This is a genomic window from Lysobacter enzymogenes (assembly GCF_023617245.1).
Lineage (GTDB): Bacteria > Pseudomonadota > Gammaproteobacteria > Xanthomonadales > Xanthomonadaceae > Lysobacter > Lysobacter yananisis.
The window spans coordinates 2561408-2576673 of record NZ_CP067396.1; the positions used below are offsets into that span (position 1 = coordinate 2561408).

Here is a 15266-nt window from a genome sequence, read left to right on the forward strand (position 1 = left end):
TTGCGCCGCCCGGGGACTCAGGCGCGACGCTCGTGCGAGTCGCCGTCGCCCTGGTCGCCGTCTTCCGGCTTGGCTTCGCCCTCGACCGCCGCCTCGGCGGCGCCGGCGACCGGCGCCGGTGCGGCCGGGTGCGGCAGGCCGTCGAACAAACCACCGGTGCGCGGCAGCAGCGGCGAAGCCGGTTCGCCGGCGGCGTCGGTCTCGACCGGCGCGGCCGGCGCCGCGGCGGGTTCGACCGGCTCCACGGCCTGCGGCGGCTCGGCGTAGCTGAAGCCCGGCACGGCCTGGGCGGCTTCGCCGGCCGGCGAGGCGATCGCGCCGCGGGCAGCGGCTTCGGCCTGGGCCAGTTCGGCTTCGCCCGGCTGCACGGTTTCGGCCTCGGCCACGACCGTTTCGACGACCGGCGCCGGTGCGGTCACGACTTCGGCGACGACCGCCTCGGTTTCGACCACGGTCGCGGCGACCGGTGCGGCGGTTTCGGGCTTGGCGTCGGCCTGCGCTTCGACCTGCGGCTGGATCGGCTCCAGGCGTTCGGCGGCCGCCTGGGCCGGGGTGGCCTCGTCGGTCGCGGAGGCTTCGACGGCGGGCGCCGCGACGGCTTCGACGGCCGGCTGGGGCGCTTCGGCGACCGGCGCGGCGGTCTTCACCGGCGCCACGGCGTCGGCCACGTCGTTCGCGACTTCGGCCGGCGCAGGGGTTTCCTGGGCAGGCGCGTCGATCCCGACGGGCGAACGGTCCGCGTGCGCCGACGTCTCGTCGCCGACCGCGGCAGCGCCAAACCCGCTTTCGCGGCGGGCCGGTGCGGCGTTGTCGAACGCAGCGGCTTCGTTGCGGACCGGCGCGGCGGACTCGTTCCGGTCGACGGCGACCTGGGTCGCCACCACGGCGGCCGCGACGGCGGCCGGCGCGGTTTCGGCGACGACAGCGCGCGCCGGTTGCGGCGCGACGACATCGTCGAAGTCGAACTCCGGCTGCGAACGGTGCGCGGCGACAGCGCTGCCCGGCTCGGCGCCGGCCTCGTCCTCGTCGTCGAAACCGGCGTCGCCGTCGAGCGCGCCGTCCACGGCGCCCTCGGCGCCGGCGCCTTCGCCATTGCCGCGACGGCGGCGGCGGCCGCCACGACGGCCGCGACGGCGGCGACCGCCGCCTTCGCCGGCGGCGTCGCCCGCGGCAGCATCGGCCGCAGCTTCGCCCACGGTCGCAGCGACGTTGCCGGCGGCGACGTCATCGGTCTGCACGGTGTCGGCGACTTCGTTCTTCAGCGGCTGGTCGAGCGGCGCTTCGGCGTGGGGCGCGGCGCCCGCGCTCGCAGCGGCGACGGCCGGCGCGGCGACCGCGGCGGCTGCAGCGACGGTCGCGGCGGCGGCGGCGGCGGCGTCCGGACGCGGCGGTTTCGGCTCGCGCGGCGGTCGCGGCGACGGAACGTTGCCGGCCTGGCCGTTGCCGGTCTGGCCGTTGCCGCCCTGGGCGGCCGCATCCGCGGCCTGCGGCTTGCCGGGACCCTGGCCCTGCTTGGGCTGCTGCGGCTGCGCCTGCTTGGGCGACTGCGGGTTCTGCGGCTGGCCCTGCTTCTGCTTCTGCTGGCCTTGCTGCTGGCCCTGGCCGCCGGCCTGCTGCTGGCCCTGCGGGTTCTGCGCCTGCTTGTCCTGCTTCTCGCGGCGCGGCTGCTGCGGATCCTGCTGGCGCGACTCGTCGCGGCGGCCGTCGCGGCCGCCCTTGCCGTTGTTGCGGTCGTTGCGGCGCTGGCCGTTGCCGCGCTCGCCGCGCGCTTCGTTGCGGCCGCCGTTGCCGCGGCCGTCCTGGGCGCGCGCGGCCGGTTCCGGCGCGGCCGGGGCCGGCTGCGGGGTGCCGCGGAAGATGCGCAGGATGCGTTCGACCAGGCCGACCGAGTGGGTCGGCGCAGCCACCGGCGCGGGCGCCGGAGCCGGGGCGGGCGCCGGCGCGGCGGCCGGCACTTCGCGCGGCTCGCGCAGCGGCGCCGGCTGGGCCGGGCGCACGTTGGTGACGGCCGGCGCCTCGGGCACGTTGAGGTGGGCCTTGGTCAGCGCGTGCACCGGCAGCTTGCGCTGGGTGTGGCGCTGGTAGCTGGGCTTGGCGGTCTCTTCGCCGAGCTCGTTCTCGCGCACCCGGGTGACTTCGTAGTGCGGGGTTTCCAGGTGCTCGTCGGCGACGATGACGATCGGCGCGTCGTGGCGCGCCTCGATCTCCATCAGCGCGCGGCGCTTTTCGTTGAGCAGATAGTTGGCGATCTCGGTCGGCGCCTGCACCAGCACCTGGCCGGTGTTCTCCTTCATCGCGTGCTCTTCGGCCACGCGCAGGATCGACAGCGACAGCGACTCGACGCTGCGCATGCGGCCGTGGCCCTCGCAGCGCGGGCACACCAGCTGGCTGGACTCGCCCAGCGACGGGCGCAGGCGCTGGCGGCTCAGTTCGAGCAGGCCGAAGCGCGAGATCCGGCCGATCTGCACGCGCGCGCGGTCCTGCTTGAGCGCGTGCGACAGGCGGTTCTCGACCTCGCGCTGGTGGCGGTTGGACGACATGTCGATGAAGTCGATCACCACCAGGCCGCCGAGGTCGCGCAGGCGCATCTGCCGCGCGACTTCCTCGGCCGCTTCCAGGTTGGTGTTGAACGCGGTCTCCTCGATGTCGCCGCCCTTGGTGGCGCGCGCCGAGTTGACGTCGATCGCGGTCAGCGCCTCGGTCTGGTCGATCACCAGGGCGCCGCCGGACGGCAGGCGGACGGTGCGCTCGTAGGCGTTCTCGATCTGCGATTCGATCTGGAAGCGGTTGAACAGCGGGGTGTCGTCGGCGTACTTCTTGAGCTTGCGCAGGTTGTGCGGCATCACCTGCTCGACGAACTGGCGCGCCTCGGCGTACATCTCGTCGGTGTCGATCAGGATCTCGCCGATGTCCGGGCGCATGTAGTCGCGCAGGGCGCGGATGATCAGGCGCGACTCCTGGTAGATCAGGAACGGGGCCGGCTTCTTCGGCGCCAGCGCCTCGTCGGTGATCGCGGTCCAGACGCTGACCAGGTAGTCCAGGTCCCACTGCAGCTCTTCGGCGTCGCGGCCGACGCCGGCGGTGCGGATGATCACGCCCATGTCGGCCGGGATGGTCAGCTTGTCCATCGCTTCCTTGAGCGCGGCGCGGTCGTCGCCCTCGATCCGGCGCGAGACGCCGCCGGCGCTGGGCGAGTTCGGCATCAGCACCATGTAGCGGCCGGCCAGGGAGATGAAGCTGGTCAGGGCGGCGCCCTTGTTGCCGCGCTCTTCCTTGTCGACCTGGACCACGATTTCCTGGCCTTCGCGCAGCAGTTCGCGCAGGCCGGCCTTGTTGTGGTCGACGCCCGGCTGGAAGTAGTCGCGGGAGATTTCCTTCAGCGGCAGGAAGCCGTGGCGGTCGCCGCCGTATTCGACGAACGCCGCTTCCAGCGAAGGCTCGAGCCGGGTGATGCGGCCCTTGTAGATGTTGGACTTCTTCTGTTCCTTCGACGGCTGTTCGATGTCGATGTCGTACAGATTCTGGCCGTCGACGATGGCCACGCGCAGTTCTTCGGCCTGCGTCGCGTTGATCAGCATGCGCTTCATTGTTGCGTTCCTCGCGCGCTCTACCGCGCGGAACGCCATGGCGTTTCGCTATCTGGGAACTGAGTCCGCGCCGTCGCGTTCGGCGCCCGCTTCCGGGCCGCCCGCCGCGCCGGCGAGGCCTCCACTACCAGCGCTACATCACCACGGCACGCCGCGGGAGCGCTCTCATACCTTTGACTCAACTTTCGGGCCGGCGGCGCGAACGCCGCACGGGACGGGCGGCGGCTGCTTCGAGTGGTCTGCTCGTTCGTGTTCGAGGACGGACTCTGGCGCCGCACTGGTGTTCATCGCGATGGCGTTACCCATCGGCGAGGGCGGGCTCCGCCGGTCCGTCGCTGCTAACATGGCTGCCCCGTGGGCAGTGGTTAGACGCGGACCGGAATCGCGGGAGGGGCTTTCGGCCCCGTACCGGACCGCACGCCGCGAAGGCGGAGGGTCGGGTACAACTCCCAGCGAAATCAAAACCTTATCTCGCGTCGCGAGTGTAACAGATAACGCTTCGGGATGACCCAATCAGCAAACTCCGGCAATGCCGGCGCCCGTACCGTGCGCGTGCCCGACGATCGCGAAGGCCAGCGCCTGGACAACTTCCTGCTCGGCCAACTCAAAGGTGCGCCCAGGTCCTTGATCTACAAGCTGGTCCGCTCCGGCCAGGTGCGCGTGAACGGGGGCCGGGCCAAGGCCGAGCGCAAGCTCGAGGCCGGCGACGAGGTGCGCATTCCGCCGGTTCGTCTCACTGAGGCAGGCGACAAGCCGGCGCCGCCGAAGGGCTTTCTGGACGCGATGGAGCGCGCGATCGTGTTCGAGGACGCGCGCCTGCTGGCCCTGAGCAAGCCCTCCGGCGTGGCCAGCCACGGCGGCAGCGGGATCAGCTTCGGCGCGATCGAGACCCTGCGCGCGCTGCGCCCGAACCAGACCCTGGAGCTGGTGCATCGCCTGGACCGCGACACCTCGGGCCTGCTGATCGTGGCCAAGAAGCGCTCGGCGCTGACCGAGATGCAGGCGCTGATGCGCGAGGAGGGCGGTATCGCCAAACGCTACCTGGCGCTGCTGACCGGGCGCATGCCCGACGGCGTCATGACCGTCGACGCGCCGCTGCACATCGGCCTGCGCCAGGGCGGCGAACGCCACGTCCAGGTGCATCGCGACGGCAAGGCGTCGCTGAGCCACTTCAAGGTGCTGGAGCGGCGCGGCGGGCAGTCGTATTGCGAGGTGCGGATCGAGACCGGCCGCACCCACCAGATCCGCGTGCATTCCCAGCACATCGGCCACCCGGTCGCCGGCGACGACAAGTACGGCGAGGCCGAGGTCAACAAGAAGCTGCGCGACCAGTTCGGCCTGCGCCGGCTGTTCCTGCACGCCTCGACCCTGGAGTTCGCCCTCGACGGCGGGCGCGAGCGTTATTCGCTCAATGCGCCGCTGGCGCCGGAGTTGATCGAGGTGCTGGACCGGCTCGGCGGCTGAGCGCGGCTCAGCCCAGGACCTTGCGCCGGCGCCGGTGCGCGTAGCGTTCGTCGCGTTCGAACCAGGGCAGGTGGGTGCCGTCGTCGTCGTAGTCGACGATGCGGCCGTCCTTGACGATCACGCTGATCAGGTTTTCGGCGACGGTGTGGTACTGCAGCCGGGCGAAGCGCGCGCTGTGGCCGTCGTCGATATGGATCTCGCCTAGGCGCGCCCTGGCCAGCGCGTCGGCCGGGCCGGTCACGGCGAATTCGCGCAGGTGCGCGTCGAACGAACTCTCGCCGGGCCGCGCGTCGACGCCGTAGTCGGCGACCCGGAACGAGAAATCGCACTCCTCCCACAGCAACGCCTGGATCGCGGCGAGGTCGGCCGGGCCCAGCGCCAGCACGTCGCGCACGGTGTGCGCCATGGCCTCGGTCGCCGCCATGGCGGCGCCTCGGGCCGGGAACAGCACGAACCCGACGCGTTCGCCGAGCATCGGCACGAAACGTTCGAACCGGCCCAGGCCGTCGCCGTCGTCCCATTCGGCCAGCGCGGCGAGTTCCTGCAATTGCATGGCGATCTTTCGCTGCGGCGCGGCTCAGCCCGCGCCGCCGGCCTGCCCGCAATGCGCCGGACGCTCGGCCGGCGCGTGGAAGGTCACCGGCACCTGGATGTCGGTCGCCACCGGCTTGCCGTTGCGGGTCGCGGCCTCGAAGCGCCAGCGTTGCACGCCCTTGGTCGCGGCCGCATCGAGCTCGGGCACGCCGCTGCCGGTCAGCACGCGGGCGCGGGTCGGCTTGCCTTCGGGGCCGACGGTGAGCTGCAGCACCACCTTGCCGCCGACCTGGTCGCAGCCGATTTCCAGCGGATAGTCCGGCGGCGGCGTGTCGACCGCGCGCAGCGGAGTGGACGGAACGATCGGTTCCTCGGCGGCGCGTTGGCCGCAGCCGGCCGCCGTCGCGGCCAGGGCGAGAGCGAGGGACGGGGCGAACAGGCGGCGCTTGAGGTTCATGAGGGGATCAACCAATCAGGGCTTCGGCCTTGGCCGCGCAGATGAAGTCGTTTTCGCTCAGCCCGCCGACGTCGTGGGTGGAATAGCGCACGACGCAGCGGTCGTAGTGCACGCCGAGGTCGGGATGATGATCCTCGCGATGGGCCATGAACGCCAGTGCGTTCACGAACGCCATGGTCCGATAGTAGTCGTCGAAGCGGAACGTCTTGGTGAGGGCATGGCCGTCCTCGGCCAATTCCCAGCCGGGCACCTGCGGCAGCAGTTCGCGCACGCGCGCTTCGCTGAGACGGTGCTCGCTGCCGCGCAGCGGCACGCAATGGGCCTGGACGAGGGGAATGAGGTCGTTCATGGGGACTCCTGGCGGCCGGGCGCGGGCGCCGCGGCGTTGCGTCTGGCCGCGCCGGCCCCATGTGAACGGAACCGTATCCGCGGCGGTCGTAGGCGTGCTGCGCGACATCCCGCCGCGCCGTCCCCGTTAGAATAGCCCGATGATCAATATTTCCGAATCCGCCCAGGCGCACTTCCGCAAGCTGATCGAACGCGAGGCCCTGCCGGGCCTGGGCGTGCGGCTGTCGGCGGTCCATCCCGGCACGGCGCGCGCCGACGTGCGGCTGGAGTTCGCCGAGCCGGCGGACCTGGACGGCGACGAGTGGGCGATCGACTGCGAAGGCTTCACCCTGTGGCTGCGCGCCGACAGCGTGAAGTACCTCGACGGCGCCGAGATCGATTACGAAACCCGCGCCACCGGCGGCCAGCTGCAGATCCGCGCGCCCAAGATCAAGGGCGAGGCGCCGGCCGATTCGGCCTCGCTGGTCGAGCGCGTGCACTGGCTGGTCGAGAACGAGATCAACCCGCAGCTGGCCCAGCACCGCGGCCACGTGTCGGTGCAGGAAGTCACCGCCGACGGCGTGGTGCTGCTGCGCTTCGGCGGCGGCTGCCACGGCTGCGGCATGGCCGATGTCACCCTCAAGCAGGGCATCGAGACCACCTTGATGAGCAAGGTGCCGGGCGTGACCGCCGTGCGCGACGCCACCGACCACGACACCGGCCAGGCGCCGTACATCCCGCGCGACAGCGCGGCCTGACCCCGCCGCGGCGCCGCCTGTGCCCACCGCCGCATCGATCATCGAAGCCCTGCAGCGCCGGTTGCGGCTGAGCCTGCGCCGCGATTCGCCCGAGCCCGGGCAGTTTCCCGCCGGCTGGCAGCATTGGCTGGACGCGCAGAGCGCGCGTCCGGGCGCGGTGACCGGCGCGACTTCCGACGCCTGGACCGCGGTGTTCGTCGAGCGTCCGCTGGCCGCGCCACCGCGGCGCGCGCCGGCGCTGAACCGCTGGCAGGCGTTCGCCACCTTGTGGCGCCAGCAATGGCTGCCGCCGGAACCCGAGGATCGCCGCCTGCGCTGGGGCGCGGGCGTGGTGTCGCTGTTCTGGCACTTGCTGTTCGGCGGATTGCTGGTGTGGCTGATGTACCTGCAGTACTTCGCCACCCAGCCGCCGCCGCGCGGCGAGACGGTGACGATGATCGAATACGTCGGCAAGGGCACGCCGCAGGAGCCCGGTGGCGGCCCGCAGCAGCCCAGCGAACAGCCGCAGCCGTCCAGCCAGGCGCCCGCGCCGCCAGCGCCGCCGGCCGAACCCGCGCCGGCGCAGGCCGCGCAGGCCGAGCCGGTGCCGCCGGCCCAGGTCGCGATGGCGGCGCCGCCGACGCCGCAGTTGCAGGCGCAGTTGCCCGACGTCGCGGTGCGCGACGTGCCCGAGCCGCAGGTGCCGCCGCCGACGGTCGAGCAACCGGTGATGGTCAGCAAGGAACTGCCGGACGCGCCGCAGGTGTTCGTGCTGCCGCCGACGCGCAAGCGCGTGGACGAGAGCCTGCGCGCGCCGCAGATCCAGGCGGCCGAGCAGCCGCTGCGCAGCGCCGAGGTGCCCGCGCCGGTGCAGCCGCCGTCGCTGCCATTGCCGCAACGGCAGATCGCCGCGCCGGACGTGAGCGTGCGCCAGCGCGAACTGACGTTGCGCGAGGTGCCCGCGCCGGTGCAGGCGCCGGTCCTGCCGAGCGTGCGCGAATTGCCGCAGCGGCCGGTCGAGGCGCCGCAGCTGCGCAGCGCGACGCCGCAGGTGCGCGTCGCCGAGATTCCGACCCCGCCGGCGCCGAGCGCGAGCCCGGCGGCGTCGGAGCAACCGGCCGCCACGCCCGCGCAGACCACCGCGCCGGCCGCGCCGAGCGCCACGGCGGCGACGCCGGCGCCTTCGAGTTCGAGCCCGGCCGCGGCCCGCACGCCGGCGGCCGGCCCCAGCGCCGCCGCGCAGACGCCGCCGACGGCGAGCGCCGGCGCCGGTCCCAAGCCGGCAGCGGCTCCAGGCAGTTGGCCGACGCCCAAGCGCGGCGACGACTGGGGCGATTCCGCGCGCAACCGCCCCGGTGGCGGGCCGGGCCTGTACAACGCCGACGGCAGCCCGCGCATCGCCGACGCGCCGGGTTCGGCGTCGCCGGGCTTCCCGCCGGGCACGGTCACCGAGGAAATCAAGAACCTCGACCGCGCCGGCACTTGGCTCAAGCGCAAGCCGACCGATTACGAGCCGACCACGCTGGACAAGTACTGGCGGCCGAACGAAACCCTGCTGGCCGAGTGGGTGCGGCGCAGCGTTAAGAACGTGATGATCCCGATTCCCGGCACCAGCAAGCGCATCCAGTGCTCGGTGGCGCTGCTGATGCTCGGCGGCGGCTGCGGCATCAGCGACCCCAACCTCAACGAGCAACCGGCCGAGGCGAGACCGCCGCCGGACGTGCCGTTCAAGCCGCACCTGCAGGAAGACAACGGCAGCGTGCGCCCGCCGCCGGGCGGCTAGGGTGCAGGTGTAGGGCGGGTGGTGTAGTGGGCGGGGCCTGGCTTCGAAGTGCCGCAGCGGGCGCGGCTGCAGCAAGCGCGTCGATGCAGCGGCCGCAGTGGGAGGGGCTTCAGCCCCGAAGCTCTTCGATCAGTTCGCCTCGGGGCTTATCGCCTCGGAGCCGAAAGCGTCGGGCCTGAAGGCCCTCCCACAAAAGCCTTCGCTGGCTTCGCCCGTTGCTGTTGTGGGAGGGGCTTCAGCCCCGACGCCGTTCGATCGGTTCGCTCTGTAGCCGCATCGCCCGGGAGCCGAAAGCGCCGGCCCCGACGCCTTCGCATAACGCGAACGGCCCGCATGCGCGGGCCGTCCGGAGGTTCGCGCCTGGCGGCGGGACTCAGTGGATGCCGTGCAGGTCGCGCAGCGTGGCGCCTTCCTGGATCGAGCCGAAGTAGGCGGCGAGGTCGGCGATCTGCTGGTCGTTCAGGGCCTTGGCCTGCGACGACATCAGCGAGTGCTCGCGGTCGCCGTCGCGGTACATCTGCAGCGAGTGGGCGATGTAGTCGTGGTACTGGCCGGCCAGCTTCGGGGTGAGCCCGTCGATCGGGGCGTTGCCCTTGGCGCCGTGGCAGTCCACGCAGGACTGGCCGGTGGCCTGGCCCTTGGTGTTGGCGAGCTTCTCGCCGGCTGCCGCGGTGCCGGCCGGCAGGCCCGAGGACGAGGAGGTGTGGCCTTCGTTGCGGTCGGCCGAGGAATGGCCGGCCGGGGCGTCGCCGGGGTTGGAGCAGGCGGCCAGGGCGAAGGCGAGCGAGGCGATGGCGAGGCCGCGCAGTAGGCTGGGATTCGTCATGGGGCGTCGGCTCACTTGGCGCTGGAAAGGAAGGCGGCGATGTCGGCGATGTCCTGGTCCGAGAAGCTCTGGGCCTGGGCCTGCATCGTCGGGTGCTTGCGCGTGCCCTTCTTGTACTCGTTCAGCGCGTTCGCCAGATACTCCGGCGATTGGCCGACGATCTTGGGAACGTGGTAGTTCGGGTAGGCGTTCTTGTAGCCGGTGACGCCGTGGCAGCCCTGGCAGGTGTAGGTGAGCTGGCGGCCGGTCTGCGGATTGCCCTTGATGCTGGGCGCGGCCGCGGCGGGCGCTGCGGTGGCCGGGGCGGCGGCGGGCGCCGTCGCGGCCGGGGCGGGGTCTTGCGCAGCCGCGCTCGCGGCGGCCAGGGTCAGGGCGAAGCAGGCGGCGATCGTCAGCGGTCGCATCATGTCGTAGTCCGCAATCTCGAGTGGCTAGCGAAAGGTGGTGGCTGGCTCTGCGCGGCCGTGACCGCGCACAAGTCCGCGAGTATAGCCGGCGCGGCGATTGCAACGAAGCCGTCCCTGGATGCATCCATACTGACGCCGGTCGCGGAACCGCGGCGGCGCCCCGGCGAGGACCGGACCTGGATCGCGAAAGCGGCGCAAGCGCAACCGCCACAAGGCTTGCGCGCTTACCCTGCCTCAGATCGATGCCATGGCTCCAGTCATCATGACCTTCGGCGGATGTTGCTCCTCCGGGCCGGTGATATACCTATATACAACACCGGCATACGACCGGTAACCGACGAATTTAATAGCACTTTTGGGGTCGTCTCGAATGCGTCAACTCACCAACAACCGCGAGGGCGGTCCGGCGGTGCGCGTCACGGCAGCGGTGGCTGCATTGGCGCTGGCCTGCGCGCTGGGCCTGTCGGCCTGCAAGGGCGGCGCGGGCGCCGCCGACGCGCAGGCCAAGGAAGGCAAGGACAAGGTATCGGACGCCGTACCGGTGGAGATCGCCGCGGCGACCCGGCGCGCGATCGCCGCCAGCTACACCGGCACCGCGCCGCTGGAGGCGCGCGCCGAGTCGCAGGTGGTGGCCAAGACCTCCGGCGTGGCGCTCGACGTGATGGTCGTGGAAGGCCAGCAGGTCAAGGCCGGGCAGGTGCTGGTGCGGCTGGATTCGGCCCGCGCCGAACAGCAGGCGGCGCAGACCGGCGCGACCCTGCGCAAGCTCGAGGCCAACTACGCCCGCTCGCGCCAGCTGGCCGAGCAGCGCCTGCTCAGCGCCAACGACAACGACCAGCTGCGCTACGACATGGAAAACGCGCGCGCCGCCAATCGCCTGGCCAACCTGGAACTGTCCTACGCCAAGGTCGAGGCGCCGATTTCCGGCGTGGTCGCCTCGCGTTCGATCAAGGCCGGCAACTTCGTCCAGATCAACTCGCCGATCATCCGCATCGTCGACACCTCGATGCTGGAAGCCACCCTCAACGTGCCCGAGCGCGAGCTGGCCACGCTGAAGGCCGGCCAGCCGGTGCAGATGACGGTCGACGCGATGCCCGGCAAGAGCTTCGAGGGCAAGGTCGACCGGATCGCGCCGGTGGTGGATTCCGGCAGCGGCACCTTCCGGGTGATCTGCTCGTTCGTCGGCGGCGGCGTGCTGCAGCCGGGCATGTTCGGGCGCCTGCGCATCGACTACGACAGCCGCGCCGACGCGCTGGTGGTGCCGCGCGCGGCGTTGCTGGACGACGAGGGCGATCCGGCGGTGTTCGTGGTCCGCGGCAACAAGGTCGCGCGCACCTCGGTCAAGCTGGGCTACCTCGACGGCTCGTGGGCCGAAGTGCGCCAGGGCGTGAAGCTCGGCGACCAGGTCGTGGTGGCCGGCAAGACCGCGCTGCGCGAAGGCAGCGAAGTGCTGCCGATCAACGCCAAGCCGGTCGCCAGCGCGGCCGCGCCGGCCGCGAAGGCGCCGATCAAGCAGTAAGCGGCCGCCGCGCCGCCGCCGGGCGACCGGCGCGGCGCGGAGGCGACATGCGGCGCCTGCCGCCACGGTGCGGCCCCGGCCGCGCCGTGCGCCGGTCCGTACCGAACTCCAATACCGAAACTGAGGACTGGCTGTGGCTCAGCTTCCGGACGCGACGTCCTTCAACCTGGTGGAGTTTTCCACCCGCCGCCGGGTCACCGTGGCGATGGTCACCATCACCTTCCTGCTGTTCGGCGTGATCGCGCTCAACAGCCTGAAGGTCAACCTGCTGCCCGATCTCAGCTATCCCACGCTGACCGTGCGCACCGAATACACCGGCGCCGCGCCGACCGAGATCGAGACCCTGATCACCGAGCCGCTGGAAGAGGCGGTCGGCGTGGTCAAGGGCCTGCGCAAGCTCAAGTCGGTCTCGCGCACCGGCCAGAGCGACGTGGTGCTGGAGTTCGCCTGGGGCACCGACATGGACCAGGCCAGCCTGGAGGTGCGCGACAAGATGGAGATCGTGCAGCTGCCGCTGGAGGCCAAGAAGCCGGTGCTGCTGCGCTTCAATCCCTCGACCGAGCCGATCCTGCGCATCGCCCTGTCCAACAAGGGCGGCGACACGGCCGGCGAGACCGAGGCGATCCGCCAGCTCACCGCGCTGCGCCGCTACGCCGACGACGACCTGAAGAAGAAGCTCGAGCCGGTCGAGGGCGTGGCCGCGGTCAAGGTCGGCGGCGGCCTCGAGGACGAGATCCAGGTCGACATCGACCAGCAGAAGATCTCCCAGCTCAACCTGCCGATCGACACGGTGATCCAGCGGCTCAAGGCCGAGAACGTCAACATCTCCGGCGGCCGCCTGGAAGAAGGGCAGCAGCGCTATCTGGTGCGCACGGTCAACGAGTTCGCGACCGTGCCGGAAATCCGCGAGATGCTGGTCACCACCCAGAACCAGGGCAGCAGCGCCGCCGCCGACGCCGCCGCCGAGATGGCGCGGGTGGCCGCGGCCTCGGGTTCGGCCGACGCGATGGCCGCGGCGGCCTCGGTGCAGAGCGCCAACGACGGTAGCCAGAGCACGCCCGCCGGCGGCAAGCCGGTGCGGCTCAAGGACATCGCCGACGTCCGCCAGGGCTACAAGGAACGCGAGGCGATCATCCGCCTGGGCGGCAAGGAAGCGGTGGAGCTGGCGATCTACAAGGAAGGCGACGCCAACACCGTGGCCACGGCCGATGCGGTGCAGGCGCGGCTGGAGCAGATCAAGACGCAGATTCCGCCGGACGTCGAGCTGACCACCATCGACGACCAGTCGCAGTTCATCCGCCACGCCATCGCCGACGTCAAGAAGGACGCGGTGATCGGCGGCCTGCTGGCGATCCTGATCATCTTCCTGTTCCTGCGCGACGGCTGGAGCACGTTCGTGATCGGCCTGTCGCTGCCGGTGTCGATCGTGGCCACGTTCTTCTTCATGGACCGGCTCGGCCTGAGCCTCAACGTGATGTCGCTGGGCGGCCTGGCGCTGGCCACCGGCCTGGTGGTGGACGACTCGATCGTGGTGCTGGAATCCATCGCCAAGGCGCGCGAACGCGGCCTGGGCGTGCTCGAGGCGGCCGTCGCCGGCACCCGCGAAGTCAGCATGGCGGTGGTGGCCTCGACCCTGACCACGATCGCGGTGTTCCTGCCGCTGGTGTTCGTCGAAGGCATCGCCGGCCAGCTGTTCCGCGACCAGGCGCTGACCGTGGCGCTGGCGATCGGCATCTCGCTGATCGTGTCGATGACCCTGATCCCGATGCTCAGCGCGTTGCGCGGGCGGCCGGCGCTGGGCTTCCAGGAAGAAGCGCCGCATCCGCGCTGGGAGCCGAACAACCGGCTGCTGCGCGCGCTGGCGTGGATCCCGCGCGGCATCGCCATCGGCGTGCGCAGCGTGTTCTTCGGCATCGCCTGGGCGATCGTGCGGGTCTGGCGCCTGCTCGGCGCGGTGCTCGGCCCGGTCATGGGCAAGGCCAGCGACGTCGCGATGGCGCCGTACGGCCGCGCCGAACGCGGTTATCTGAAGCTGCTGCCGGCGGCGCTGGCCCATCGCGGGCTGGTGCTGACCCTGGCCGGCGCGGCGTTCGTCGCCACGCTCGCGGCGGTGCCTTTGCTGGGCGCCGACCTGATCCCGCAGCTGGCCCAGGACCGCTTCGACATGACCGTCAAGCTGCCGCCGGGCACGCCGCTGCGCGAGACCGACAAGCTGGTGCGCGAGATCCAGTCCAAGCACGAGAAGGACCCCGGCATCCGCGCCTGGTTCGGCGTCAGCGGCAGCGGCACGCGGCTGGACGCGAACCCGACCGAGAGCGGCGAGAACATCGGCAAGATCACCGTGGTGATGGCCGACGGCGGCAGCAAGCAGGTCGAGGCCGAGGAAACCGAGCGCCTGCGCCAGACCATGCGCGCGCATCCCGGCGCGCAGGTCGACTTCGCCCGCCCGCAGCTTTTCAGCTTCTCCACGCCGCTGGAAATCGAGCTGCGCGGCCAGGACCTGGACACCATCCAGCGCGCCGGCCAGCACATGGCCAAGCTGCTGCGCGGCAACGCTCATTTCGCCGACGTCAAATCGACGGTGGAGCAGGGCTTCCCCGAGATCCAGATCCGCTTCGACCAGGACCGCGCCGGCGCGCTCGGCCTGGCCACCCGCGACATCGCCGACATCGTGGTCAAGAAGGTGCGCGGCGACGTCGCCACCCGCTACAGCTTCCGCGACCGCAAGATCGACGTGCTGGTGCGCGCGCGCGCGGCCGACCGCGCCTCGATCGAGGGCATTCGCCGGCTGATCGTCAATCCCGGCAGCAACCGCCCGGTGACGCTGGAATCGGTGGCGCAGGTGATCGCCACCACCGGCCCCAGCGAGATCCACCGCGCCGACCAGGTGCGGGTGGCGATCGTGTCGTCGAACCTGCGCGACATCGACCTGGGCGGCGCCATCGCCGAGGTCGAGAAGATGGTGCGCGAGCAGCCGCTGAGCCCGGAGGTGCGCATGCACATCGGCGGTCAGGGCGAGGAACTGCAGCAATCGATCAACTCGCTGCTGTTCGCGTTCGGGCTGGCGATCTTCCTGGTGTATCTGGTGATGGCCTCGCAGTTCGAGTCGCTGCTGCACCCGTTCGTGATCCTGTTCACCATCCCGCTGGCCCTAGTCGGCGCGGTGCTGGCGCTGCTGCTGACCAACTCGACCGTGTCGGTGGTGGTGTTCATCGGCTTGATCCTGCTGGTCGGCCTGGTGGTGAAGAACGCGATCATCCTGATCGACAAGGTCAACCAGTTGCGCGAGCACGGCATGGCCAAGCGCGAGGCGCTGATCGAAGGCGCGCGCTCGCGCCTGCGTCCGATCATCATGACCACGCTGTGCACCCTGTTCGGCTTCCTGCCGCTGGCCATCGCCACCGGCGAAGGCGCGGAAGTGCGCTCGCCGATGGCGATCACCGTGATCGGCGGCCTGCTGGTGTCGACCCTGCTGACCCTGGTGGTGATCCCGGTGGTGTACGACCTGCTCGACCGCCGCGGCGACGCCTACTACCGCGAACGCGTGCGCAAGGCCCGGCGCCGCGACGAAGCGGTGGCCGACAAGATCGGCCACGACAACGATCCGCTGACCGAGGCGCACTGA

The 15266-nt window shown here is 71.4% G+C and carries 11 protein-coding genes; 5 read left to right on the top strand and 6 right to left on the bottom strand.

What is annotated here, in order from left to right; all coding sequences use genetic code 11:
- Positions 1–17: 17 nt before the first annotated feature.
- Entirely contained in the window at positions 18–3578 is a 3561-nt protein-coding gene (locus JHW41_RS10760; RefSeq protein ID WP_250450947.1) for a ribonuclease E/G, read from the bottom strand.
- A 513-nt stretch (positions 3579–4091) separates the two neighbouring features.
- On the opposite strand from JHW41_RS10760, the gene JHW41_RS10765 reads away from it, so the two are divergent.
- The gene (locus JHW41_RS10765) at positions 4092–5051 is read left to right on the top strand and encodes an RluA family pseudouridine synthase (protein ID WP_250449892.1); all 960 of its coding nucleotides are present in this window, start codon (positions 4092–4094) and stop codon (positions 5049–5051) included.
- Between the two features lie 7 nt (positions 5052–5058).
- On the opposite strand, the gene JHW41_RS10770 is transcribed toward JHW41_RS10765, so the two are convergent.
- From JHW41_RS10770 to JHW41_RS10780, 3 genes are read right to left on the bottom strand one after another with little or no spacing between them, the layout of a single operon-like run.
- Positions 5059–5604 (bottom strand): hypothetical protein, encoded by a 546-nt coding sequence (locus tag JHW41_RS10770; protein ID WP_250449893.1) that lies wholly within the window; start codon positions 5602–5604, stop codon positions 5059–5061.
- Between the two features lie 24 nt (positions 5605–5628).
- A complete protein-coding gene (locus tag JHW41_RS10775; protein WP_250449894.1) occupies positions 5629–6057 on the bottom strand; it encodes an energy transducer TonB in 429 nt (142 codons plus the stop codon).
- Positions 6050–6391 carry a 4a-hydroxytetrahydrobiopterin dehydratase gene (locus JHW41_RS10780; RefSeq protein WP_207525032.1) on the bottom strand — a complete coding sequence of 114 codons (342 nt, stop codon included), beginning with the start codon at positions 6389–6391 and terminating at the stop codon, positions 6050–6052. Before JHW41_RS10780 ends, JHW41_RS10775 begins: the two co-directional genes overlap by 8 nt.
- A 139-nt stretch (positions 6392–6530) precedes the next feature.
- Between JHW41_RS10780 and JHW41_RS10785 the strand changes: the two genes are divergently transcribed.
- The gene (locus JHW41_RS10785) at positions 6531–7127 is read left to right on the top strand and encodes an NfuA family Fe-S biogenesis protein (protein ID WP_057947929.1); all 597 of its coding nucleotides are present in this window, start codon (positions 6531–6533) and stop codon (positions 7125–7127) included.
- 19 nt (positions 7128–7146) lie between these two features.
- The gene (locus JHW41_RS10790; RefSeq protein WP_250449895.1) at positions 7147–8889 is read left to right on the top strand and encodes a hypothetical protein; all 1743 of its coding nucleotides are present in this window, start codon (positions 7147–7149) and stop codon (positions 8887–8889) included.
- 373 nt (positions 8890–9262) lie between these two features.
- Here the strand turns inward: JHW41_RS10790 and JHW41_RS10795 are convergent, their stop codons facing one another.
- Entirely contained in the window at positions 9263–9715 is a 453-nt protein-coding gene (locus JHW41_RS10795) for a c-type cytochrome (protein WP_250449896.1), read from the bottom strand.
- An 11-nt stretch (positions 9716–9726) separates the two neighbouring features.
- On the bottom strand, positions 9727–10119 hold the full coding sequence (locus JHW41_RS10800; RefSeq protein ID WP_250450949.1) for a c-type cytochrome: 393 nt from the start codon (positions 10117–10119) through the stop codon (positions 9727–9729).
- A gap of 373 nt (positions 10120–10492) precedes the next feature.
- On the opposite strand from JHW41_RS10800, the gene JHW41_RS10805 reads away from it, so the two are divergent.
- Together JHW41_RS10805 and JHW41_RS10810 are read left to right on the top strand one after the other, a co-directional pair.
- Entirely contained in the window at positions 10493–11641 is a 1149-nt protein-coding gene (locus tag JHW41_RS10805) for an efflux RND transporter periplasmic adaptor subunit (protein WP_250449897.1), read from the top strand.
- 127 nt (positions 11642–11768) lie between these two features.
- Positions 11769–15266 (top strand): efflux RND transporter permease subunit, encoded by a 3498-nt coding sequence (locus JHW41_RS10810; protein WP_428995536.1) that lies wholly within the window; start codon positions 11769–11771, stop codon positions 15264–15266.

What these genes read in the sequence shown, in the direction of transcription:
- JHW41_RS10760 (WP_250450947.1), bottom strand. Translation starts at nt 3,578, where the DNA reads ATGCTGATCAACGCGACGCAGGCCGAAGAACTGCGCGTGGCCATCGTC.
- JHW41_RS10765 (WP_250449892.1), top strand. Translation starts at nt 4,092, where the DNA reads ATGACCCAATCAGCAAACTCCGGCAATGCCGGCGCCCGTACCGTGCGC.
- JHW41_RS10770 (WP_250449893.1), bottom strand. Translation starts at nt 5,604, where the DNA reads ATGCAATTGCAGGAACTCGCCGCGCTGGCCGAATGGGACGACGGCGAC.
- JHW41_RS10780 (WP_207525032.1), bottom strand. Translation starts at nt 6,391, where the DNA reads ATGAACGACCTCATTCCCCTCGTCCAGGCCCATTGCGTGCCGCTGCGC.
- JHW41_RS10785 (WP_057947929.1), top strand. Translation starts at nt 6,531, where the DNA reads ATGATCAATATTTCCGAATCCGCCCAGGCGCACTTCCGCAAGCTGATC.
- JHW41_RS10795 (WP_250449896.1), bottom strand. Translation starts at nt 9,715, where the DNA reads ATGACGAATCCCAGCCTACTGCGCGGCCTCGCCATCGCCTCGCTCGCC.
- JHW41_RS10800 (WP_250450949.1), bottom strand. Translation starts at nt 10,119, where the DNA reads ATGCGACCGCTGACGATCGCCGCCTGCTTCGCCCTGACCCTGGCCGCC.
- JHW41_RS10805 (WP_250449897.1), top strand. Translation starts at nt 10,493, where the DNA reads ATGCGTCAACTCACCAACAACCGCGAGGGCGGTCCGGCGGTGCGCGTC.